The organism is Pseudomonas phoenicis (assembly GCF_047302395.1).
Taxonomy (GTDB): Bacteria; Pseudomonadota; Gammaproteobacteria; order Pseudomonadales; family Pseudomonadaceae; genus Aquipseudomonas.
Map to the genome: position 1 here is coordinate 747532 of NZ_CP154852.1, position 14914 is coordinate 762445.

17 protein-coding genes are annotated in these 14914 nt (G+C 64.2%); 4 read left to right on the top strand and 13 right to left on the bottom strand.

From position 1 onward, the window contains the following. Positions 1-67: 67 nt before the first annotated feature. Together pgeF and rluD are read right to left on the bottom strand one after the other, a co-directional pair. A complete protein-coding gene (gene pgeF, locus AA0Z93_RS03670; protein WP_413046349.1) occupies positions 68-808 on the bottom strand; it encodes a peptidoglycan editing factor PgeF in 741 nt (246 codons plus the stop codon). After that, positions 805-1767, bottom strand: coding sequence for a 23S rRNA pseudouridine(1911/1915/1917) synthase RluD (gene rluD, locus AA0Z93_RS03675; protein WP_413046348.1), 963 nt, complete (start codon positions 1765-1767; stop codon positions 805-807). The genes pgeF and rluD overlap by 4 nt, the downstream gene beginning before the upstream one ends. Before the next feature lie 148 nt (positions 1768-1915). On the opposite strand from rluD, the gene AA0Z93_RS03680 reads away from it, so the two are divergent. Beyond that, positions 1916-2935, top strand: coding sequence for an outer membrane protein assembly factor BamD (locus tag AA0Z93_RS03680; RefSeq protein WP_413046347.1), 1020 nt, complete (start codon positions 1916-1918; stop codon positions 2933-2935). A gap of 92 nt (positions 2936-3027) precedes the next feature. Further along, positions 3028-3258 carry a PP0621 family protein gene (locus AA0Z93_RS03685; RefSeq protein ID WP_413046346.1) on the top strand — a complete coding sequence of 77 codons (231 nt, stop codon included), beginning with the start codon at positions 3028-3030 and terminating at the stop codon, positions 3256-3258. 44 nt (positions 3259-3302) lie between these two features. Here the strand turns inward: AA0Z93_RS03685 and thiO are convergent, their stop codons facing one another. From thiO to pilV, 5 genes are read right to left on the bottom strand one after another with little or no spacing between them, the layout of a single operon-like run. Then, positions 3303-4400, bottom strand: coding sequence for a glycine oxidase ThiO (gene thiO, locus AA0Z93_RS03690; protein ID WP_413046345.1), 1098 nt, complete (start codon positions 4398-4400; stop codon positions 3303-3305). Positions 4401-4447: 47 nt separating this feature from the next. Continuing rightward, complete coding sequence (locus AA0Z93_RS03695; RefSeq protein WP_413046344.1) at positions 4448-4843, bottom strand: type IV pilin protein; 396 nt, start codon at positions 4841-4843, stop codon at positions 4448-4450. A gap of 1 nt (position 4844) precedes the next feature. Continuing rightward, a complete protein-coding gene (locus tag AA0Z93_RS03700) occupies positions 4845-5315 on the bottom strand; it encodes a hypothetical protein (protein ID WP_413046343.1) in 471 nt (156 codons plus the stop codon). Further along, a complete protein-coding gene (locus tag AA0Z93_RS03705) occupies positions 5312-5950 on the bottom strand; it encodes a PilW family protein (protein WP_413046342.1) in 639 nt (212 codons plus the stop codon). The genes AA0Z93_RS03700 and AA0Z93_RS03705 overlap by 4 nt, the downstream gene beginning before the upstream one ends. Beyond that, positions 5947-6309 (bottom strand): type IV pilus modification protein PilV, encoded by a 363-nt coding sequence (pilV, locus tag AA0Z93_RS03710; RefSeq protein ID WP_413046341.1) that lies wholly within the window; start codon positions 6307-6309, stop codon positions 5947-5949. Before pilV ends, AA0Z93_RS03705 begins: the two co-directional genes overlap by 4 nt. A 110-nt stretch (positions 6310-6419) precedes the next feature. Here pilV and AA0Z93_RS03715 point away from each other — a divergent pair, with 110 nt between their 5' ends. Beyond that, positions 6420-6911 carry a GspH/FimT family pseudopilin gene (locus AA0Z93_RS03715; protein ID WP_413046340.1) on the top strand — a complete coding sequence of 164 codons (492 nt, stop codon included), beginning with the start codon at positions 6420-6422 and terminating at the stop codon, positions 6909-6911. A gap of 3 nt (positions 6912-6914) precedes the next feature. Here AA0Z93_RS03715 and ispH read toward each other — a convergent pair whose 3' ends face one another. From ispH to murJ, 6 genes are all read right to left on the bottom strand, one after another. Beyond that, positions 6915-7862, bottom strand: coding sequence for a 4-hydroxy-3-methylbut-2-enyl diphosphate reductase (ispH, locus tag AA0Z93_RS03720; protein WP_413046339.1), 948 nt, complete (start codon positions 7860-7862; stop codon positions 6915-6917). A gap of 14 nt (positions 7863-7876) precedes the next feature. Further along, entirely contained in the window at positions 7877-8314 is a 438-nt protein-coding gene (fkpB, locus tag AA0Z93_RS03725; protein WP_413046338.1) for an FKBP-type peptidyl-prolyl cis-trans isomerase, read from the bottom strand. Beyond that, positions 8307-8822, bottom strand: a complete 516-nt coding sequence (lspA, locus tag AA0Z93_RS03730) for a signal peptidase II (protein ID WP_413046337.1) — start codon at positions 8820-8822, stop codon at positions 8307-8309. The genes fkpB and lspA overlap by 8 nt, the downstream gene beginning before the upstream one ends. Then, complete coding sequence (gene ileS, locus AA0Z93_RS03735) at positions 8815-11652, bottom strand: isoleucine--tRNA ligase (RefSeq protein ID WP_413046336.1); 2838 nt, start codon at positions 11650-11652, stop codon at positions 8815-8817. The genes lspA and ileS overlap by 8 nt, the downstream gene beginning before the upstream one ends. Continuing rightward, positions 11649-12599 carry a bifunctional riboflavin kinase/FAD synthetase gene (gene ribF / locus AA0Z93_RS03740; protein ID WP_413046335.1) on the bottom strand — a complete coding sequence of 317 codons (951 nt, stop codon included), beginning with the start codon at positions 12597-12599 and terminating at the stop codon, positions 11649-11651. Before ribF ends, ileS begins: the two co-directional genes overlap by 4 nt. Positions 12600-12717: 118 nt before the next feature. After that, the gene (murJ, locus tag AA0Z93_RS03745) at positions 12718-14256 is read right to left on the bottom strand and encodes a murein biosynthesis integral membrane protein MurJ (RefSeq protein ID WP_413046334.1); all 1539 of its coding nucleotides are present in this window, start codon (positions 14254-14256) and stop codon (positions 12718-12720) included. 253 nt (positions 14257-14509) lie between these two features. Between murJ and rpsT the strand changes: the two genes are divergently transcribed. After that, a complete protein-coding gene (gene rpsT / locus AA0Z93_RS03750) occupies positions 14510-14788 on the top strand; it encodes a 30S ribosomal protein S20 (RefSeq protein ID WP_413046333.1) in 279 nt (92 codons plus the stop codon). Positions 14789-14914 lie beyond the last annotated feature (126 nt).

Consider the following 14914-nt stretch of genomic DNA (forward strand, 5'->3'; position numbering starts at 1 on the left):
CCTGCCAGAGATAACCAATAGATGAGGTTGATTCTGGAAGATTCAAGCGCAGTGGGATTGATGCAGGTCAGCGCGGCTCGAGCCAGACCAATGAGGCGAAGCGCCCGCCCTGTGGCGTGCGACGGTAGGAATAGAAGCGCGGGTCGGACACGGTGCACAGGCCGCCGCCGTACACGGCGGTGACGCCACGGGCGGCAAGGCGGATACGCGCCAGGGCATAGATATCGGCCAGCAGCTTGTCGGGCTGGGCACCCGGCACGAAGGCTTCATGGGCTGCCGGATGCTGACGGACGAACGCTTCGCGCACTTCCAGCCCGACTTCGAACGCCTGCGGGCCGATGGCCGGGCCGAGCCAGACCAGCACCTGGTCGGGCGCCAGTGCCAAGGTATCGAGCGTGGCCTCCAGCACACCTGCCGCCAGCCCGCGCCAGCCGGCATGAGCCGCCGCCACGCGGCTGCCGGCGCGGTCACAGAACAGTACAGGCAGGCAGTCGGCGGTCATGGCGGTACAGGCGATGCCAGGGGTGGCGGTCCAGCAGGCATCGGCCTGCCACACCTGGTCGGGATCGGCGTGCGCCACGTCCACGCCATGCACCTGTTTGAGCCAGGCCGGGCGCACCTGCAAGGCATCGCTCAGGCGCTGCCGGTTCTCGGCCACCGCCTGCGGCGCATCGCCCACATGGTCGCCGAGGTTGAAGGTGTCATAGGGCGGCAGGCTGACCCCGCCCGCGCGCGTGGTGACACAGGCGCCGACGTTGGCCGGAGCGGGCCAGTCGGGAAACAGCAGCGCCTGCGCCAGGGGTGTCATCCGATGAAGTCGCTGCGGTCTTGCTTGAGCAGCGACAGCAACCAGACGAAGTCGTCGGGCAACGGCGACTCCCAGCCGATGGTCTCGCCCGTGGCCGGGTGCACCAGCTTGAGGAAACGGGCATGCAGCGCCTGGCGCGGGAAGGTCTTGAGCGCGTCGACCAGGGTCGGGCTGGCGGCCGGCGGAATACGGAAGCGACCGCCGTAGGTCTGGTCACCGATCAACGGGAAGTTGACGTGGGCCATGTGCACGCGGATCTGGTGGGTACGCCCGGTTTCCAGCTTCACCCGCACATGGGTGTGCAGACGGAACCGTTCCAGTACACGGTAATGACTGATGGCCGGCTTGCCACCTTCGGTGATCGCCATGCGCTGGCGCTGGCCGCCGTGGCGGCCAATCGGCGCGTCGATCTTGCCGCCTGCGGTGACCACGCCCAGCACGATGCATTCGTAGACACGGCTGACGCTGCGGCGCTGCAATTGGTCGACCAGGTTGGTCTGCGCCTGCAAGGTCTTGGCAACCACCATCAGCCCGGTGGTGTCTTTGTCCAAGCGGTGCACGATACCGGCGCGCGGTACGTTGACGATGTCCGGCACATGGTGCAACAAGGCGTTGAGCAAGGTGCCGTCGGCATGCCCGGCAGCCGGGTGCACCACGAGCCCTGCCGGCTTGTTGATGACCAGGATGTGCTCGTCTTCGTAGACGATGTCCAGTGCGATGTCCTGGGGCTCCCATTCGCCCTGGGCTTCGTGCTCGGCCTCGAGCACCAGGAGCGAACCGCCGTGGACGGTATCGCGCGGGCGCAGCACCGCACCGTCGACCGTCAGACGGCCGTCCTTGATCCACGACGAGAGGCGCGAACGCGAGTACTCGTCGAACAAATGGGCGGCGACCTGGTCGAGGCGTTGACCGCCCAGTTCGGACGGGACTTCTGCACTAAGTTGGATGATCTCGGACATGCTCGATTCAGCGGGCGTACAGCCTTTGGTTTCGGCTGCGTGCTTGTGGTTAAATACGGCTTCTTTTGCCCCGGGTCTTTCCGGGGGCGCTCATCATAACAGGACGGCACCGCCCAAGACAGCGGCCGTCAAAGGGACGCAAGCCGCCATGCAAGTGAAACACCTGCTGCTGATCGCCATCCTCGGACTCACTGCTGCCTGTTCCTCGAACAAGGAAGTCATTGATGAGAACCTCAGCGAAGCCGAACTGTACCAGCAGGCGCAAGCTGACCTGGACAACCACAGCTATACCAGCGCCACCGACAAGCTCAAGGCACTGGAATCGCGCTATCCGTTCGGTCGCTATGCCGATCAGGCGCAGCTCGAACTGATCTACGCCAACTACAAGAACGCCGAGCCCGAAGCCGCCAAGTCGGCTGCCGAGCGCTTCATCCGTCTGCACCCACAGCACCCGAACGTCGACTACGCCTACTACCTCAAGGGCCTGACCTCGTTCGACCAGGACCGCGGCCTGCTAGCCCGCTTCCTGCCGCTGGACATGACCAAGCGTGACCCAGGCGCTGCGCGCGACTCGTACAACGAGTTCGCCCAGCTCACCAGCCGCTTCCCCAACAGCCGCTACGCGCCCGATGCCAAGCAGCGCATGATCTACCTGCGCAATCTGCTGGCGGCCTATGAAATCCACGTCGCCGACTACTACCTGACCCGCGACGCCTATGTCGCCGCCGCCAACCGCGGTCGCTACGTGGTGGAGAACTTCCAGGAAACCCCATCGGTGGGCGACGGCCTGGCGATCATGGTCGAGTCGTACCAGAAGATGCACCTCGACGACCTCGCCGCCACCAGCCTGGAAGCGTTGAAGCTCAACTACCCCGACCACCCGAGCCTGGTCGACGGCCAGTTCGAACCCAAACGCAAAGAAGCCGACGATCGCTCCTGGCTGTCCAAGGCCACGCTGGGGCTGATCGAAAGCGACACACCGCTGCCGCCGGGCGAAACCCGCGCCAATCAAGACGTGGTCAAGCAGTTCCAGGACGCCCGCGACGACATCCCGCGCGAACTGCTGCCCAAGGACGAGAATGGCGATCCTGTCGCGCCGGCCGGCCCGAAAGACGCCGACGCCGACCGCTCGTGGTTCAGCTATGCCACCTTCGGCCTGTTCGACTGATCGACCGCTGTGACGCGAAGGGAGGCTCAGGCCTCCCTTTTTCATGGGCTGCGCCCTAGACTGTACCTTTCCCTTCCGACAAGCCCGACACCATGATTCGTCTCCTATTCTGGATCGCCCTGATCGCCGCCGCCTTCTGGCTGTGGCGCAAGTTCAAGATCAGCCAGCAACCCAACCGCCAGGCATCCCTCGATGACCCACTGCGCATGGTGCGCTGCGCCCATTGCGGCGTGCACTTGCCCGATGACCGGGCCGTGCAGCTCGGCAGCCATTGGTATTGCAGCCAGCAGCACCTCGAGCAAGGCCCGACTGCACCGCATTGAGCCTACAGTTGCGTCGGGCGCTGTGTGCGCTGACCCAAGCCCCTTCAGCCCAGCCGGCCGGCGGGCGCGTAAGGTGTGGGATCGATGATCGGCGGCGTGCCGGTCAGCAGGTCGCAGAACAGTTGGCAAGAGGCCGGCGCCAGTACCAGGCCATTGCGGAAGTGTCCGCAATTGAGCCATAGCCCCTCGTGCTGCGGCACCGGCCCGATGAAAGGCACCCCCTCGGGCGAACCCGGCCGTAGCCCGGCCCAGTGCCCTACCACCTCTGCCTCGGCCAACGCCGGCAACAGATCGCTGGCCGACGCCACCAGGCTCGCCAGCGCGTGATTGGTGGGCTGCTTGTCGTAACCGACATGCTCCAGTGTGCTGCCCACCAGGACATGGCCGTCCTTGCGTGGAATGGCATAGCGCCCGTTGGCCAGCACCATGCTAGGCAGAAAATCCTCTTCGCACTTGAACAGGATCATCTGGCCCTTGACCGGTTGTACCGGCAGGTCGATGTCCAGGGTGCGCAGCAGGTCGCCACTCCAGGCTCCGGCACACAACACCACACGATCCGCCGACAGCACGCCGTCTGCGGTCAGCACGCCGACCACGCGCTCGCCTTCCCGAGCGAAGCCGCTGACGGGGCAATGTTCGCGCAGGGTGACGTTGGGCAAGGCCTGTAACGCTGCCGTCAGAGCCTTCACCAAGCGCGGATTGCGCACGTTGGCCACATCGGCCATGCGTATGGCCTGGGCAAAGCCCGGGCCCAGCGCGGGCACCGCCTTGTAGACCGTATCGATGGCCACCTCGGCCAGCGCACGCTGCTGTTGCGCGGCCCAGGCCAGTGCCTCGTCCTGGTCGTCCAGATCGAGCCAGTACAGCCCGGTGGTGTGCACCTGCGGGTCGATACCGGTGACCGCCAGCAGGCGCTCGGCCAACTGCGGATAGAAGTCCTGCGACCAATGCGCCAGCGCCGTCACCGCTGCGCTGTAGCGCCAGGGATAGAGCGGCGAGACGATGCCTCCGCCCGCCCATGACGACTCGCGGCCCACCTCGCCCTGGTCGCACACCGTCACATGTTCGACCTTGGCCGCCAGATTCAATGCGGTCAGCAGGCCGATGACGCCGCCACCGACAATCACTACTCGTTCGCTCATTCGCTCGGTCCAAACTCCGAAATGGTCTGCGGTGCCCCTCGCACCCTTCAGCTTCCCCAACACCCCTGCCCATCCTCGCCACCAGGGTTGGCGCGTACCCCCGCATGATCGAGCTGGAAATCGCCGCAAGCGTCATTGGCCATCATCGTCTGCGGCCGTCGGGCAGCGAGCAGCGTGAAACCCGTAGCGTGACGTTGCACACTCAACCGGTAGTAGGAGGTGCCATCGGGTAGCGCCGCCTGTCGCTGTTCGGTGTCGGCATACTGCCCGGTGATGACGTAGTGGCGTTCCAGGCGCTGCGCCGCATCGTGCAACAGCGCGACCACCTCGCTACGGGCGGCGCTGCGCAGTGACGCTTGATAGCCGGGATAGGCAATGGCCGCCAGCATGCCGGTCAGCGCCAGGACAATCAATAACTCGAGCAAGCTCAAACCGCGCTGCATGTCAGCCCTCCGGCGCGCGATGACGCCACAGGATGCGTTGGGGTGAATCGGGATGATCCAGTGAAACCGCATACACAGCTTCGAGCACCTGGCGCGCGGCAGGCTGAGCGCTGACGGCGGTGATGCGCAACAGACGCATCCGCTCGCCGGCCGGCATGTGCACGGCACGTTCGGTCACACCCAAGTCCTGCACGCTGAAAAAACCATCACGCCCGCGCTGCCATGAACCTTCGAGCGCGTGAGGCCGAGCCGGCGGTAGGCAGGCCGGGCACTCGACCTGAGGGCGATCCAGCGTGGACACAGCTTCCAGCAAGGTGGCCTCGGCCTGTTCGAACGCCTGCGCCCTGCTGAGCAGATGGCCGACCAGGCGGGTCTCGAGCAATGCGTCGTTCAGCGCCGACGCGGCCAGCACGCTCATCAACAGCGTCAGCACCAGGCATACCAGCAGCACCACACCGCGCTGACGCTTCATGGCATCGCCCGGGCGTTGCGCAGGGCAACGCTGAGGCTGTAGCGCTGGGTCAGTCGCCATCGCGGTTCGTACAGCTCCATCTCCAGGTCGATGCGTTGCTGATCGATCAGCGACACGCGCAGGCGCTGAACATGATCCAGCAAGGGTTGTTTCGAACCGGTGCGCACCAGCATGAGCTTGCCGTTCTCGAGTCGGTACTCCAACCGCCTGATCGCTAGCGCCAGAGTGCCGGAGGGCGCGACAGCAAAGCCTTCGTGCACTCGGGCCCAAGTCTGGCAATCGGTGTGCAGCGTCCAGTCCGCAGCCCCCGTGTGCCCCGGCAGTTCGGCGACGATCAGGCCCAGGCGCTCGCCATTGCCTTCCACCGGTCGTGTGAAGGCCGTCGCGGCGGTGGTGCCTGCGAAGTCTTCAGGGTTCAGGCGCAGACAACCAAACGCACCGGCCATGCGGATGTCTTGGGCGATACGGGTCAGTGCCAGTCGCGCATCGCCCTGCAGTTGCTGCGCCGCGGCCTGCAGGCGCCATGTCTGGTAGGCGGCGATGAAAACCTGGCTAGCCCCTGCCAACACCAACAGCCCAAGCGCTAGTGCGACCAACGCTTCGATCAGGCTAAAGCCCGTTTGGCGGACGCTCATCGTTCCACCCTTCCCTGCAAGCTGACGATGAGAGGACCGTCACCCTGCACGCGGCCCCAGCGCACTTCGATCTGCACACGCTCGACGTCACGGCGCACGTTGCCTTCGGCTGCGTCCCCCAGGGTGCGCTTGAGTTCGGCCTGCCATCGGCTCTGATCGATCGGCCCCACACCCGAACCGGCACGCATGCGCTCCAACCACCCTTGCGCCAGCCATGCGGCCTGGCTGTGCCCGCGTGCCTGCTCACTGGCTTGCAAAGCGCGCAACTGCATACCGGCCGCCCCCAACACACCGACCGCCAGCACCACGATGCTCAGCGTCACCTCGATCAACGTCAGCCCGCCCTCGCCTGCCCGCATCCCTGCTCCCCCTGCGACATTTCCTGCTGCAAATCAGTGTCCGGCCCGACTGACACGAGGTCGGCCGAGCGCGATGCTGAAGAAAAGCATGGGTTTGGAGAGCGCGCACGATGAAGCAACAAGGCGCAACACTGATTCAAATGATGTTGGCGCTGGCCTTGATCGGCGTGCTGACGCAGCTCGCCGCACCGGCTTACACCGCGATCAGGCATGACCTACACCTGGCTAGCGCAGCACGTGAGCTGGCCCAAGCCCTGCGTTACGCGCGCAACCATGCCGCGTTGCTGGGGCAGTCGGTGCAAGTGGCAGCGCTCGAGGGTGATTGGGGCAATGGCTGGCAGATCGTGCTGCCACCGCAACAGCAGGTGTTGCGCGAGCGTCGCTTGGCGCAAGGGTTGAGGATCGTCAGCAACGGCGGCAACCGAGTGACCTTCAGCGCACTGGGTGTGCCCTTGGGGCCTGGCGCTTCACCCTATGGCGCCACGCTGACCTTGTGTCAGCACCGCCAGGCCATCAGCGCACAGCAAGTGGTGATCGCCTTCAGCGGCCGCATAGACCTGCGCACCGAGCCCCAGACGGAGCGGCGGTGCGCGACACGGTGAGCCCTACAGCAGCGAACGCACTCGCAATTCCTTGGGCATGGAGAACGTGACGTTCTCCGCGCGACCGTCCAGCTCTTCGGCAGGGCTGGCGCCCCAAGCCTTGAGCTGGTCGATCACGCCACGCACCAGCACTTCCGGGGCCGAGGCCCCTGCCGTGATGCCGATACGGGCGACCCCGTCGAACCAGCCTCGCTGCAAGTCTTCGGCACCATCGATCAGATAGGCCGGCGTACCCATGCGCTCGGCCAGCTCGCGCAGGCGATTGGAGTTCGAGCTGTTGGGGCTACCGACCACCAGTACCACATCGCTCTCGTCGGCCAACTGCTTGACCGCATCCTGGCGGTTCTGGGTGGCGTAGCAGATGTCGTCCTTGCGCGGACCGCCGATCTGCGGGAAGCGCGTACGCAGGGCATCGATGACGCGGCTGGTGTCGTCCATCGACAGCGTGGTCTGGGTCACGAAGGCCAGGTGCTCGGGGTCGCGCACCTGCAAACGGGCGACGTCTTCCTCGTCTTCGACCAGATAGATGGCGCCGCCATTGCTGGCATCGTACTGGCCCATGGTGCCTTCGACTTCGGGGTGGCCGGCGTGACCGATGAGAATGCACTCACGGCCATCGCGGCTGTACTTGGCCACCTCGATGTGCACCTTGGTCACCAGTGGGCAGGTGGCGTCGAACACCTTGAGACCACGGCCCTCGGCTTCCTGGCGCACGGCCTGGGAAACACCGTGGGCGCTGAAGATGACGATGACGTCGTTGGGTACCTGATCGAGCTCTTCGACGAAGATCGCGCCGCGGTTGCGCAAGTCTTCCACCACGAACTTGTTGTGCACCACTTCGTGGCGCACGTAGATCGGCGGGCCGAACACTTCCAAGGCGCGGTTGACGATCTCGATCGCCCGGTCGACCCCGGCGCAAAAACCACGGGGGTTGGCGAGTTTGATTTGCATGCGCGGCTCCAGGCTCAGAGCGCCGTGACCTCGAGGATTTCCACCTCGAAGGTCAGGAGCTTGCCGGCCAGTGGGTGATTGAAGTCGATCGTGACCTGATTGTCGTCGAAGGCTTTGACCACCCCCGGCAACTCGGCGTTGGCCGCGTCGTTGAAGATCACCAGCAACCCCTCGGACAGCTCCATGTCGTTGAACTGCGAGCGTGGCATGACCTGCACGTTCTGCGGGTTGGGCTGACCGAAGGCGTTTTCCGGAGCGATGGTCAAGGTGCGGCGGTCGCCGGCCTTGAAGCCGAACAGCGCCGCCTCGAAGCCCGGCAACAGGCTGCCATCGCCGACCTTGAACGTGGCCGGCCCTTTGTCGAAGGTGCTATCGACGGTGTCGCCATTTTCCAGGTGCAGCGCGAAATGCAAGGTCACTTCGGTGTTCTGGCCAATACGGGTATCAGTCATGTGCGGGCTCCTGGGGTTTCTTGCTCTTGAACATGTCCAGCGCCAGCATCACCGCACCTACGGTAATTGCGCAGTCGGCCAGGTTGAACACGGGGAAGCGCCAGACGTCCTGCCAGTGCACGAAGATGAAGTCGATCACATGGCCGTGGGCCATGCGGTCGTACAGGTTGCCCAGCGCACCGCCCAGCACCAAGGCCAGGGCGATGGCCAACCAGGTTTCGCTACAGCCGAGGCGCTTGAGCCAGACCACCAGCACGCCACTGACCACCACGGCGATGGCCGCGAACAGCCAGCGCTGCCACCCGGCGCTGTCGGACAGGAAGCTGAACGCCGCACCGGTGTTGTAGGCCAACAGCCAGCTGAGCAGCCCTGGAATGACGCTGATCTCGCGGCCATCGGCCAGGGCACTGTCGAAGTAGACCTTGGTGGCTTGGTCGAGGACCACGACCACCACGGCCAGCCACAACCAGGCCAGGCGGCCGAACCGCCCAACGTCAGGGTTAGGCATAGTGGCGCACCTCACCGGAACCACACAGGTTGTCGACGCAACGGCCGCAGATTTCCGGATGTTCCGGATGGCTGCCGACGTCGGCGCGGAAGTGCCAGCAACGACCGCACTTGGTGTAGCCGGACTTGACCACCGTCAGCTTCAACCCTTCGACCTCGGTGAGCACCGCTTCGGCAGGCGCTTGCGCCAACGGCGCGACACTGGCCGCCGAGGTGATGAGCACGAAGCGCAGCTCGTCGCCGAGCTTGTGCAGGTCGGCCGCGACCGCCTCTTCGGCGTACAAGGTGACTTCGGCCTGCAAGTTGCCGCCGATGACCTTGGCCGCGCGCTGGTTTTCCAGCTCCTTGTTGACCGCAGCCTTGGCCGCCATGACCCGATCCCAGTAAGCGCGATCCAGCTCGAAGCCTTCCGGCAGTTCGGACAGGCCTTCGTACCAGGTGTTGAGCATGACCGACTCGTTGCGCTCGCCCGGCAGGTACTGCCACAGCTCGTCGGCGGTGAACGCCAGGATCGGTGCGATCCAGCGCACCAGCGCTTCGCTGATGTGGTACAGCGCGCTTTGGCACGAACGCCGTGCGACGCTGTTGGCACCAGTGGTGTACTGACGGTCCTTGATGATGTCGAGGTAGAACCCGCCCAGCTCCTGCACGCAGAAGTTGTGCACCTTGGAGTAGACGTTCCAGAAACGGTACTCGCCGTAGTGCTCTTGCAGTTCGCGTTGCAGCAGCAGGGTGCGGTCGACGGCCCAACGATCCAGCGCCAGCATCTCATCGGCGGGCAACAGGTCGCGCGCCGGGTCGAAGCCGGTCAGGTTGGAAAGCAGGAAGCGCGCGGTGTTACGGATACGCCGGTAGGCGTCGGCACTGCGCTGCAGGATCTGCTCGGAGACGGCCATCTCGCCGGAATAGTCGGTGGCCGATACCCACAGGCGCATGATGTCCGCGCCCAGTGTGTCGTTGACCTTCTGTGGCTCGATGGTGTTGCCCAGCGACTTGGACATCTTGCGGCCGTTCTCGTCCACGGTGAAACCGTGGGTCAGCAACTCGCGGTAAGGCGCGTGGCCATCGATGGCGCAACCGGTCAGCAGGGACGAGTGGAACCAGCCGCGGTGCTGGTCGGAACCTTCCAGGTACAGGTCGGCGCGCGGGCCGGCGGAATGGCCGATGTCGTGCGAGCCACGCAGCACGTGCCAGTGGGTGGTGCCGGAGTCGAACCAGACGTCGAGGGTGTCGCTGATCTTGTCGTACTGGTCGGCTTCGCTGCCCAGCAGTTCGGCGGCGTCGAGCTTGAACCAGGCTTCGATGCCTTGCTGTTCGACACGCTTGGCCACCTCTTCCATCAGCTCGACGGTGCGCGGGTGCAACTCACCGGTCTGCTTGTCGAGGAAGAACGGGATCGGCACGCCCCAGTTGCGCTGGCGCGAGATGCACCAGTCGGGACGGGTGGCGATCATCGAGTGCAGGCGCGCCTGACCCCAGGCCGGGACGAACTTGGTGTCTTCGATGGCGGCCAGCGCACGTTCACGCAGCGGTGCGCCGGTGTGCGGCTGTTTGTCCATGCCGACGAACCATTGCGCAGTGGCGCGATAGATCAGCGGGCTCTTGTGGCGCCAGCAGTGCATGTAGCTGTGGGTGATGGTTTCAGTGTGCAACAGGGCATCGACTTCACGCAGTTTGTCGATGATCGCCGGGCCTACCTTGAACACGAACTGCCCGCCGAAGAACTCCAGCGAAGGTGCATAGACGCCATTGCTCTGCACCGGGGTGAGGATTTCATCGTTGTGCATGCCGTAGCGCTTGCACGTGATGAAGTCGTCTTCGCCATAGGAAGGCGAGGTATGCACGATACCGGTGCCCGCGCCCAGTTCGACGTAGTCGGCCAGGTATACCGGCGACAGGCGGTCGTAGAACGGATGACGGAAGTTGATCAGTTCCAGCGCTGCACCTTTGGCCGTGGCGATGACGCTACCTTCGCGGGCATAGCGCTGCAGGCAGGCCTCGACCAGCTCCTCGGCCAGTACCAGCAGGCGGTCGCCGATGTCGACCAGCGCATAGCTGAAGTCGGCGTGCACGCTCAACGCCTGGTTGGCAGGGATGGTCCAGGGAGTGGTGGTCCAGATCACCATGGCGGCCGGCTTGGGCAACTCGGCCAGGCCAAAGGCGGCGGCCAGCTTGCCGGCGTTGGCCTGATCGATGGGGAATGCCACATCGAGGGTCTGCGACTGCTTGTCGGCATACTCGACTTCGGCCTCGGCCAACGCCGAACCGCAGTCGAAGCACCAGTTCACAGGCTTGAGGCCCTTGAACACGAAACCCTGCTTGACCATCTCGGCCAGCGCACGGATTTCTCCGGCTTCGTTGGCGAAGTCCATGGTCTTGTAGGGGTTGTCCCAGTCGCCCAGCACGCCCAGACGGATGAACTCGCGCTTCTGCCCTTCGATCTGCTCGGCGGCGTAGGCGCGGCACAGTTCGCGGGTCTGGTCGGCGGACAGGTGCTTACCGTGGGTGACCTCGACCTTGTGCTCGATCGGCAGGCCGTGGCAGTCCCAACCTGGCACATAGGGCGCGTCGAAACCCGACAGGGTCTTGGAGCGCACGATCATGTCCTTGAGGATCTTGTTCAGTGCGTGACCGATGTGAATCTTGCCGTTGGCGTAGGGCGGACCGTCGTGCAGGACGAACTTCGGACGATCCTTGCCAATTTCGCGCAGCTTCCCGTACAGGCCAATGCTGTCCCAGCGCTGCAGGATCTGCGGTTCGCGCTGAGGCAGGCCGGCCTTCATGGGGAAGGCGGTGTCCGGTAGGTTTAGCGTGGCTTTGTAGTCGATCATTTCAGGCTCTTGGTTAGCGGTTGAGCGTGCCAGTGGGCACGTGCGGCGGCGATGTCCGCGTCGATCGCCGACTTGAGCGCCTCCAGGGAGGCGAAACGCTGCTCTTCGCGCAGCTTGTGGTGAAATTGCACGGCCAGGCGTTGGTCGTACAGGTCACCGGTGTAGTCCAGCAGATGGATTTCCAGATGCGGGCGACCATCGCCAGCCACGCTGGGGCGTACGCCGATGTTGGCGATGCCGGGCCAGCGCTGACCGTCGATCTCGGCGCTGGTCAGGTACACGCCCGTCAAGGGCACATGCCGGCGCTTGAGCTGGATGTTGGCGGTGGGCGTACCCAGCTGGCGCGCCAGCTTCTGGCCATGCAGCACCCGCCCGCAGATCTGGTAAGGCCGCCCGAGCAGGTGCTCGGCCAGCACGAAGTCGGCTTCGGCCAGGGCCTTGCGCACCTGTGTGCTGCTGACACGCATGCCGTCGTACATCACCGTCTGCGCAGCCTCCACGGTGAAGCCGTGGCGACGCCCGGCGTCTACCAGGAAAGCGAAGTCGCCGGCGCGGTCGCAGCCGAAACGAAAGTCGTCGCCCACATCCAGATGCTTGATGCGCAAGCCGTCGACCATGATCGCATCGACGAAGGCGCTGGCACTGAGATTGCTCAGGTGCTCGTTGAACGCCAGGCACAGCACCTGATCGACGCCCTCGGCGGCGAGCAGCTCGATCTTGTCACGCAAACGCGACAGCCGAGCGGGCGCGGTCTCGGGCGTGAAGTACTCGCGCGGCTGCGGTTCGAAGATCACGACACAGGTGTGCAGCCCAAGAGCCTGCCCGCGCTCGCGCAAACGCGCCAGGAGTGCCTGGTGGCCGCGGTGGACCCCGTCGAAATTGCCAATGGTGGCGACGCAGCCCCGGTGCTCAGGGCGCAGGTTGTGAAAGCCTCGGACCAGCTGCATAGCGCGCTTCTTGCTCATAAAGTGGTCGATTATAACCACACCCGAGCGCTGACGACAGGCAGCAGTGTCCGGCTGTGGCATTGGATACGGGAAACCGATGCCCGGCGTGCCGAGCGCTTCAATGCAGCGCCTTGCGTGCGAACTGCCGAGGGCGCAAGCCACACAGGTAGAGGCAACCGAAGTAGGTCACCACACCCGCGGCGATCAACGCGCCCAGGCGCAGGAATCGCGCCAGCATGTCGCCTTGAGCCCAGGCCGGCATATAGTGCATGCCCGCCAGCAACACGGCCGACATCAACAGCACGGCCACCATCAGTCGGCTCAGGAAACCCAGCCAGCCCGGTTGCGGCTGGAACAGATCCAGGCTGCGCAGCCGCCAGTACAGCAGGCCGGCGTTGAGGCAGGCCCCGATGCTGATCGCCAAGGCCAGGCCAGCATGCTTGAGCGGGCCGATCAGCGCCAGGTTCAACAGTTGCGTGGAAACCAGCGTGAAGACCGCGATCTTCACGGGCGTGCGGATGTTCTGCTGCGCATAGAAGCCCGGCGCCAGCACCTTCACCAGAATGATCGCCAACAGGCCCACCGAATAGGCCATGAGGGCGCGTTGGGTCATGGCCGCGTCGAACGCGGTGAACTTGCCGTACTGGAACAGGGTGACCGTCAACGGCTCGGCCAGGATCGCCAGGGCCAGGGTGCAGGGCAGCACCAGCAGGAAGCACAGACGCAGGCCCCAGTCGAGAATCCGCGAGTATTCCTGACGATCGCGGTTGGCGTAGGTCTTGGCCAGGGTCGGCAGCAGGATGGTGCCCAGGGCCACGCCCAACACGCCGGAGGGCAATTCCATCAAGCGATCGGCGTAATACATCCACGACACCGAGCCTGCCACCAGAAAGGAGGCGAAGATGGTGTTGATGATCAGCGAAATCTGGCTCACCGACACGCCGAGAATGGCCGGCAGCATCTGCTTGAGCACCCGCCATACCCCGCTGTCGCGCAGGTTCAGGCGTGGCAGTACCAGCATGCCGATGCGCTTGAGGGCAGGCAGCTGGTACAGCAGTTGCGCCAGCCCGCCGGCCAGCACGCCCCAACCCAGCGCCATGATGGGCGGATCGAAGTACGGCGTGAGGAACAGCGCGAAGACGATCATCGCGACGTTGAGCAAGGTCGGCGTGAAAGCCGGCACCGAGAAACGGTTCCAGGTGTTGAGGATCGCGCCCACCAGCGAAGAGAGCGAGATCAGCAATATATAAGGGAAGGTCACCCGCAACAGGTCGCTGGTCAGCTGGTATTTCTCGGCACTGTCGACGAAGCCTGGCGCAGTGGCCCAGACCACCCAGGGGGCTGCCAGGACACCGAGCACGGTCACCAGCGCCAGTATCAAGGTCAGCAAGCCGCTGACGTAGGCGACGAACGTACGCGTCGCCTCTTCGCCCTGTTGCGTCTTGTATTCAGCGAGGATCGGCACGAAGGCCTGGGAGAAGGCACCCTCGGCGAAGATGCGCCGCAGCAGGTTGGGCAGCTTGAAGGCGATGAAGAAGGCATCGGTCGCGACGCCTGCGCCGAAAACGCGCGCCAGGATGGTGTCGCGCACGAACCCCAACACACGGGAAACCATGGTGATGGAGCTGACCGCAGCCAGGGATTTGAGCAAGTTCATGGAAAAGTTCACGCCAATGGACGAGGAGCGCTGCCAGTTGGCGCTCGGATGTGCGATACTCCCGCGCTCTTCGCAGGGGGAGCCAAATTTCCCGAGTTTACAGGTCGCGACGCAGAATGGAATCCACTCCATTACGCGCTACGGCCACTCAGCGGAGCCCTGCATCTGGCCTTGACAACCGATGAACTCATCGGCATGATTCGCGGCCTTATTTGCTTGTCATTTATCCAAAAGTCTTTCGAGGAGCTCGACGGTGGCCAACTCACCTTCCGCCAAGAAACGTGCAAAACAGGCTGAGAAGCGTCGCAGCCACAACGCCAGCCTGCGTTCCATGGTCCGTACCTACATCAAAAACGTAGTTAAGGCCATCGACGCTAAAGATGCCGAAAAAGCACAATCGGCTTACACCCTGGCTGTGCCAGTTATCGACCGTATGGCCGATAAAGGCATCATCCACAAGAACAAAGCTGCTCGCCATAAAGGCCGTCTGAACGCGCACATCAAGGCGCTGAAAGAAACTGCTGCTGCCTAAGCGAAGCACTTGTTCATAAAAAACCGACCCTAGGGTCGGTTTTTTGTTGCCTGTCGTTTATCGGTGTCCCTTTTGCCTGCCCCTTGAAGTGAAGCTCGACCGGGCACGCGGCCCGGTCAAGCACAT

Bases quoted from the DNA above. Each gene is read 5' to 3' on its own strand.
- ribF (WP_413046335.1), bottom strand. From the start codon at position 12,599: ATGCAGCTGGTCCGAGGCTTTCACAACCTGCGCCCTGAGCACCGGGGC.
- AA0Z93_RS03695 (WP_413046344.1), bottom strand. From the start codon at position 4,843: ATGCAGCGCGGTTTGAGCTTGCTCGAGTTATTGATTGTCCTGGCGCTG.
- fkpB (WP_413046338.1), bottom strand. From the start codon at position 8,314: ATGACTGATACCCGTATTGGCCAGAACACCGAAGTGACCTTGCATTTC.
- AA0Z93_RS03705 (WP_413046342.1), bottom strand. From the start codon at position 5,950: ATGAGCGTCCGCCAAACGGGCTTTAGCCTGATCGAAGCGTTGGTCGCA.
- thiO (WP_413046345.1), bottom strand. From the start codon at position 4,400: ATGAGCGAACGAGTAGTGATTGTCGGTGGCGGCGTCATCGGCCTGCTG.
- murJ (WP_413046334.1), bottom strand. From the start codon at position 14,256: ATGAACTTGCTCAAATCCCTGGCTGCGGTCAGCTCCATCACCATGGTT.
- rluD (WP_413046348.1), bottom strand. From the start codon at position 1,767: ATGTCCGAGATCATCCAACTTAGTGCAGAAGTCCCGTCCGAACTGGGC.
- ispH (WP_413046339.1), bottom strand. From the start codon at position 7,862: ATGCAAATCAAACTCGCCAACCCCCGTGGTTTTTGCGCCGGGGTCGAC.
- pilV (WP_413046341.1), bottom strand. From the start codon at position 6,309: ATGCGGGCAGGCGAGGGCGGGCTGACGTTGATCGAGGTGACGCTGAGC.
- AA0Z93_RS03685 (WP_413046346.1), top strand. From the start codon at position 3,028: ATGATTCGTCTCCTATTCTGGATCGCCCTGATCGCCGCCGCCTTCTGG.
- AA0Z93_RS03680 (WP_413046347.1), top strand. From the start codon at position 1,916: ATGCAAGTGAAACACCTGCTGCTGATCGCCATCCTCGGACTCACTGCT.
- AA0Z93_RS03715 (WP_413046340.1), top strand. From the start codon at position 6,420: ATGAAGCAACAAGGCGCAACACTGATTCAAATGATGTTGGCGCTGGCC.
- lspA (WP_413046337.1), bottom strand. From the start codon at position 8,822: ATGCCTAACCCTGACGTTGGGCGGTTCGGCCGCCTGGCCTGGTTGTGG.
- pgeF (WP_413046349.1), bottom strand. From the start codon at position 808: ATGACACCCCTGGCGCAGGCGCTGCTGTTTCCCGACTGGCCCGCTCCG.
- AA0Z93_RS03700 (WP_413046343.1), bottom strand. From the start codon at position 5,315: ATGAAGCGTCAGCGCGGTGTGGTGCTGCTGGTATGCCTGGTGCTGACG.
- ileS (WP_413046336.1), bottom strand. From the start codon at position 11,652: ATGATCGACTACAAAGCCACGCTAAACCTACCGGACACCGCCTTCCCC.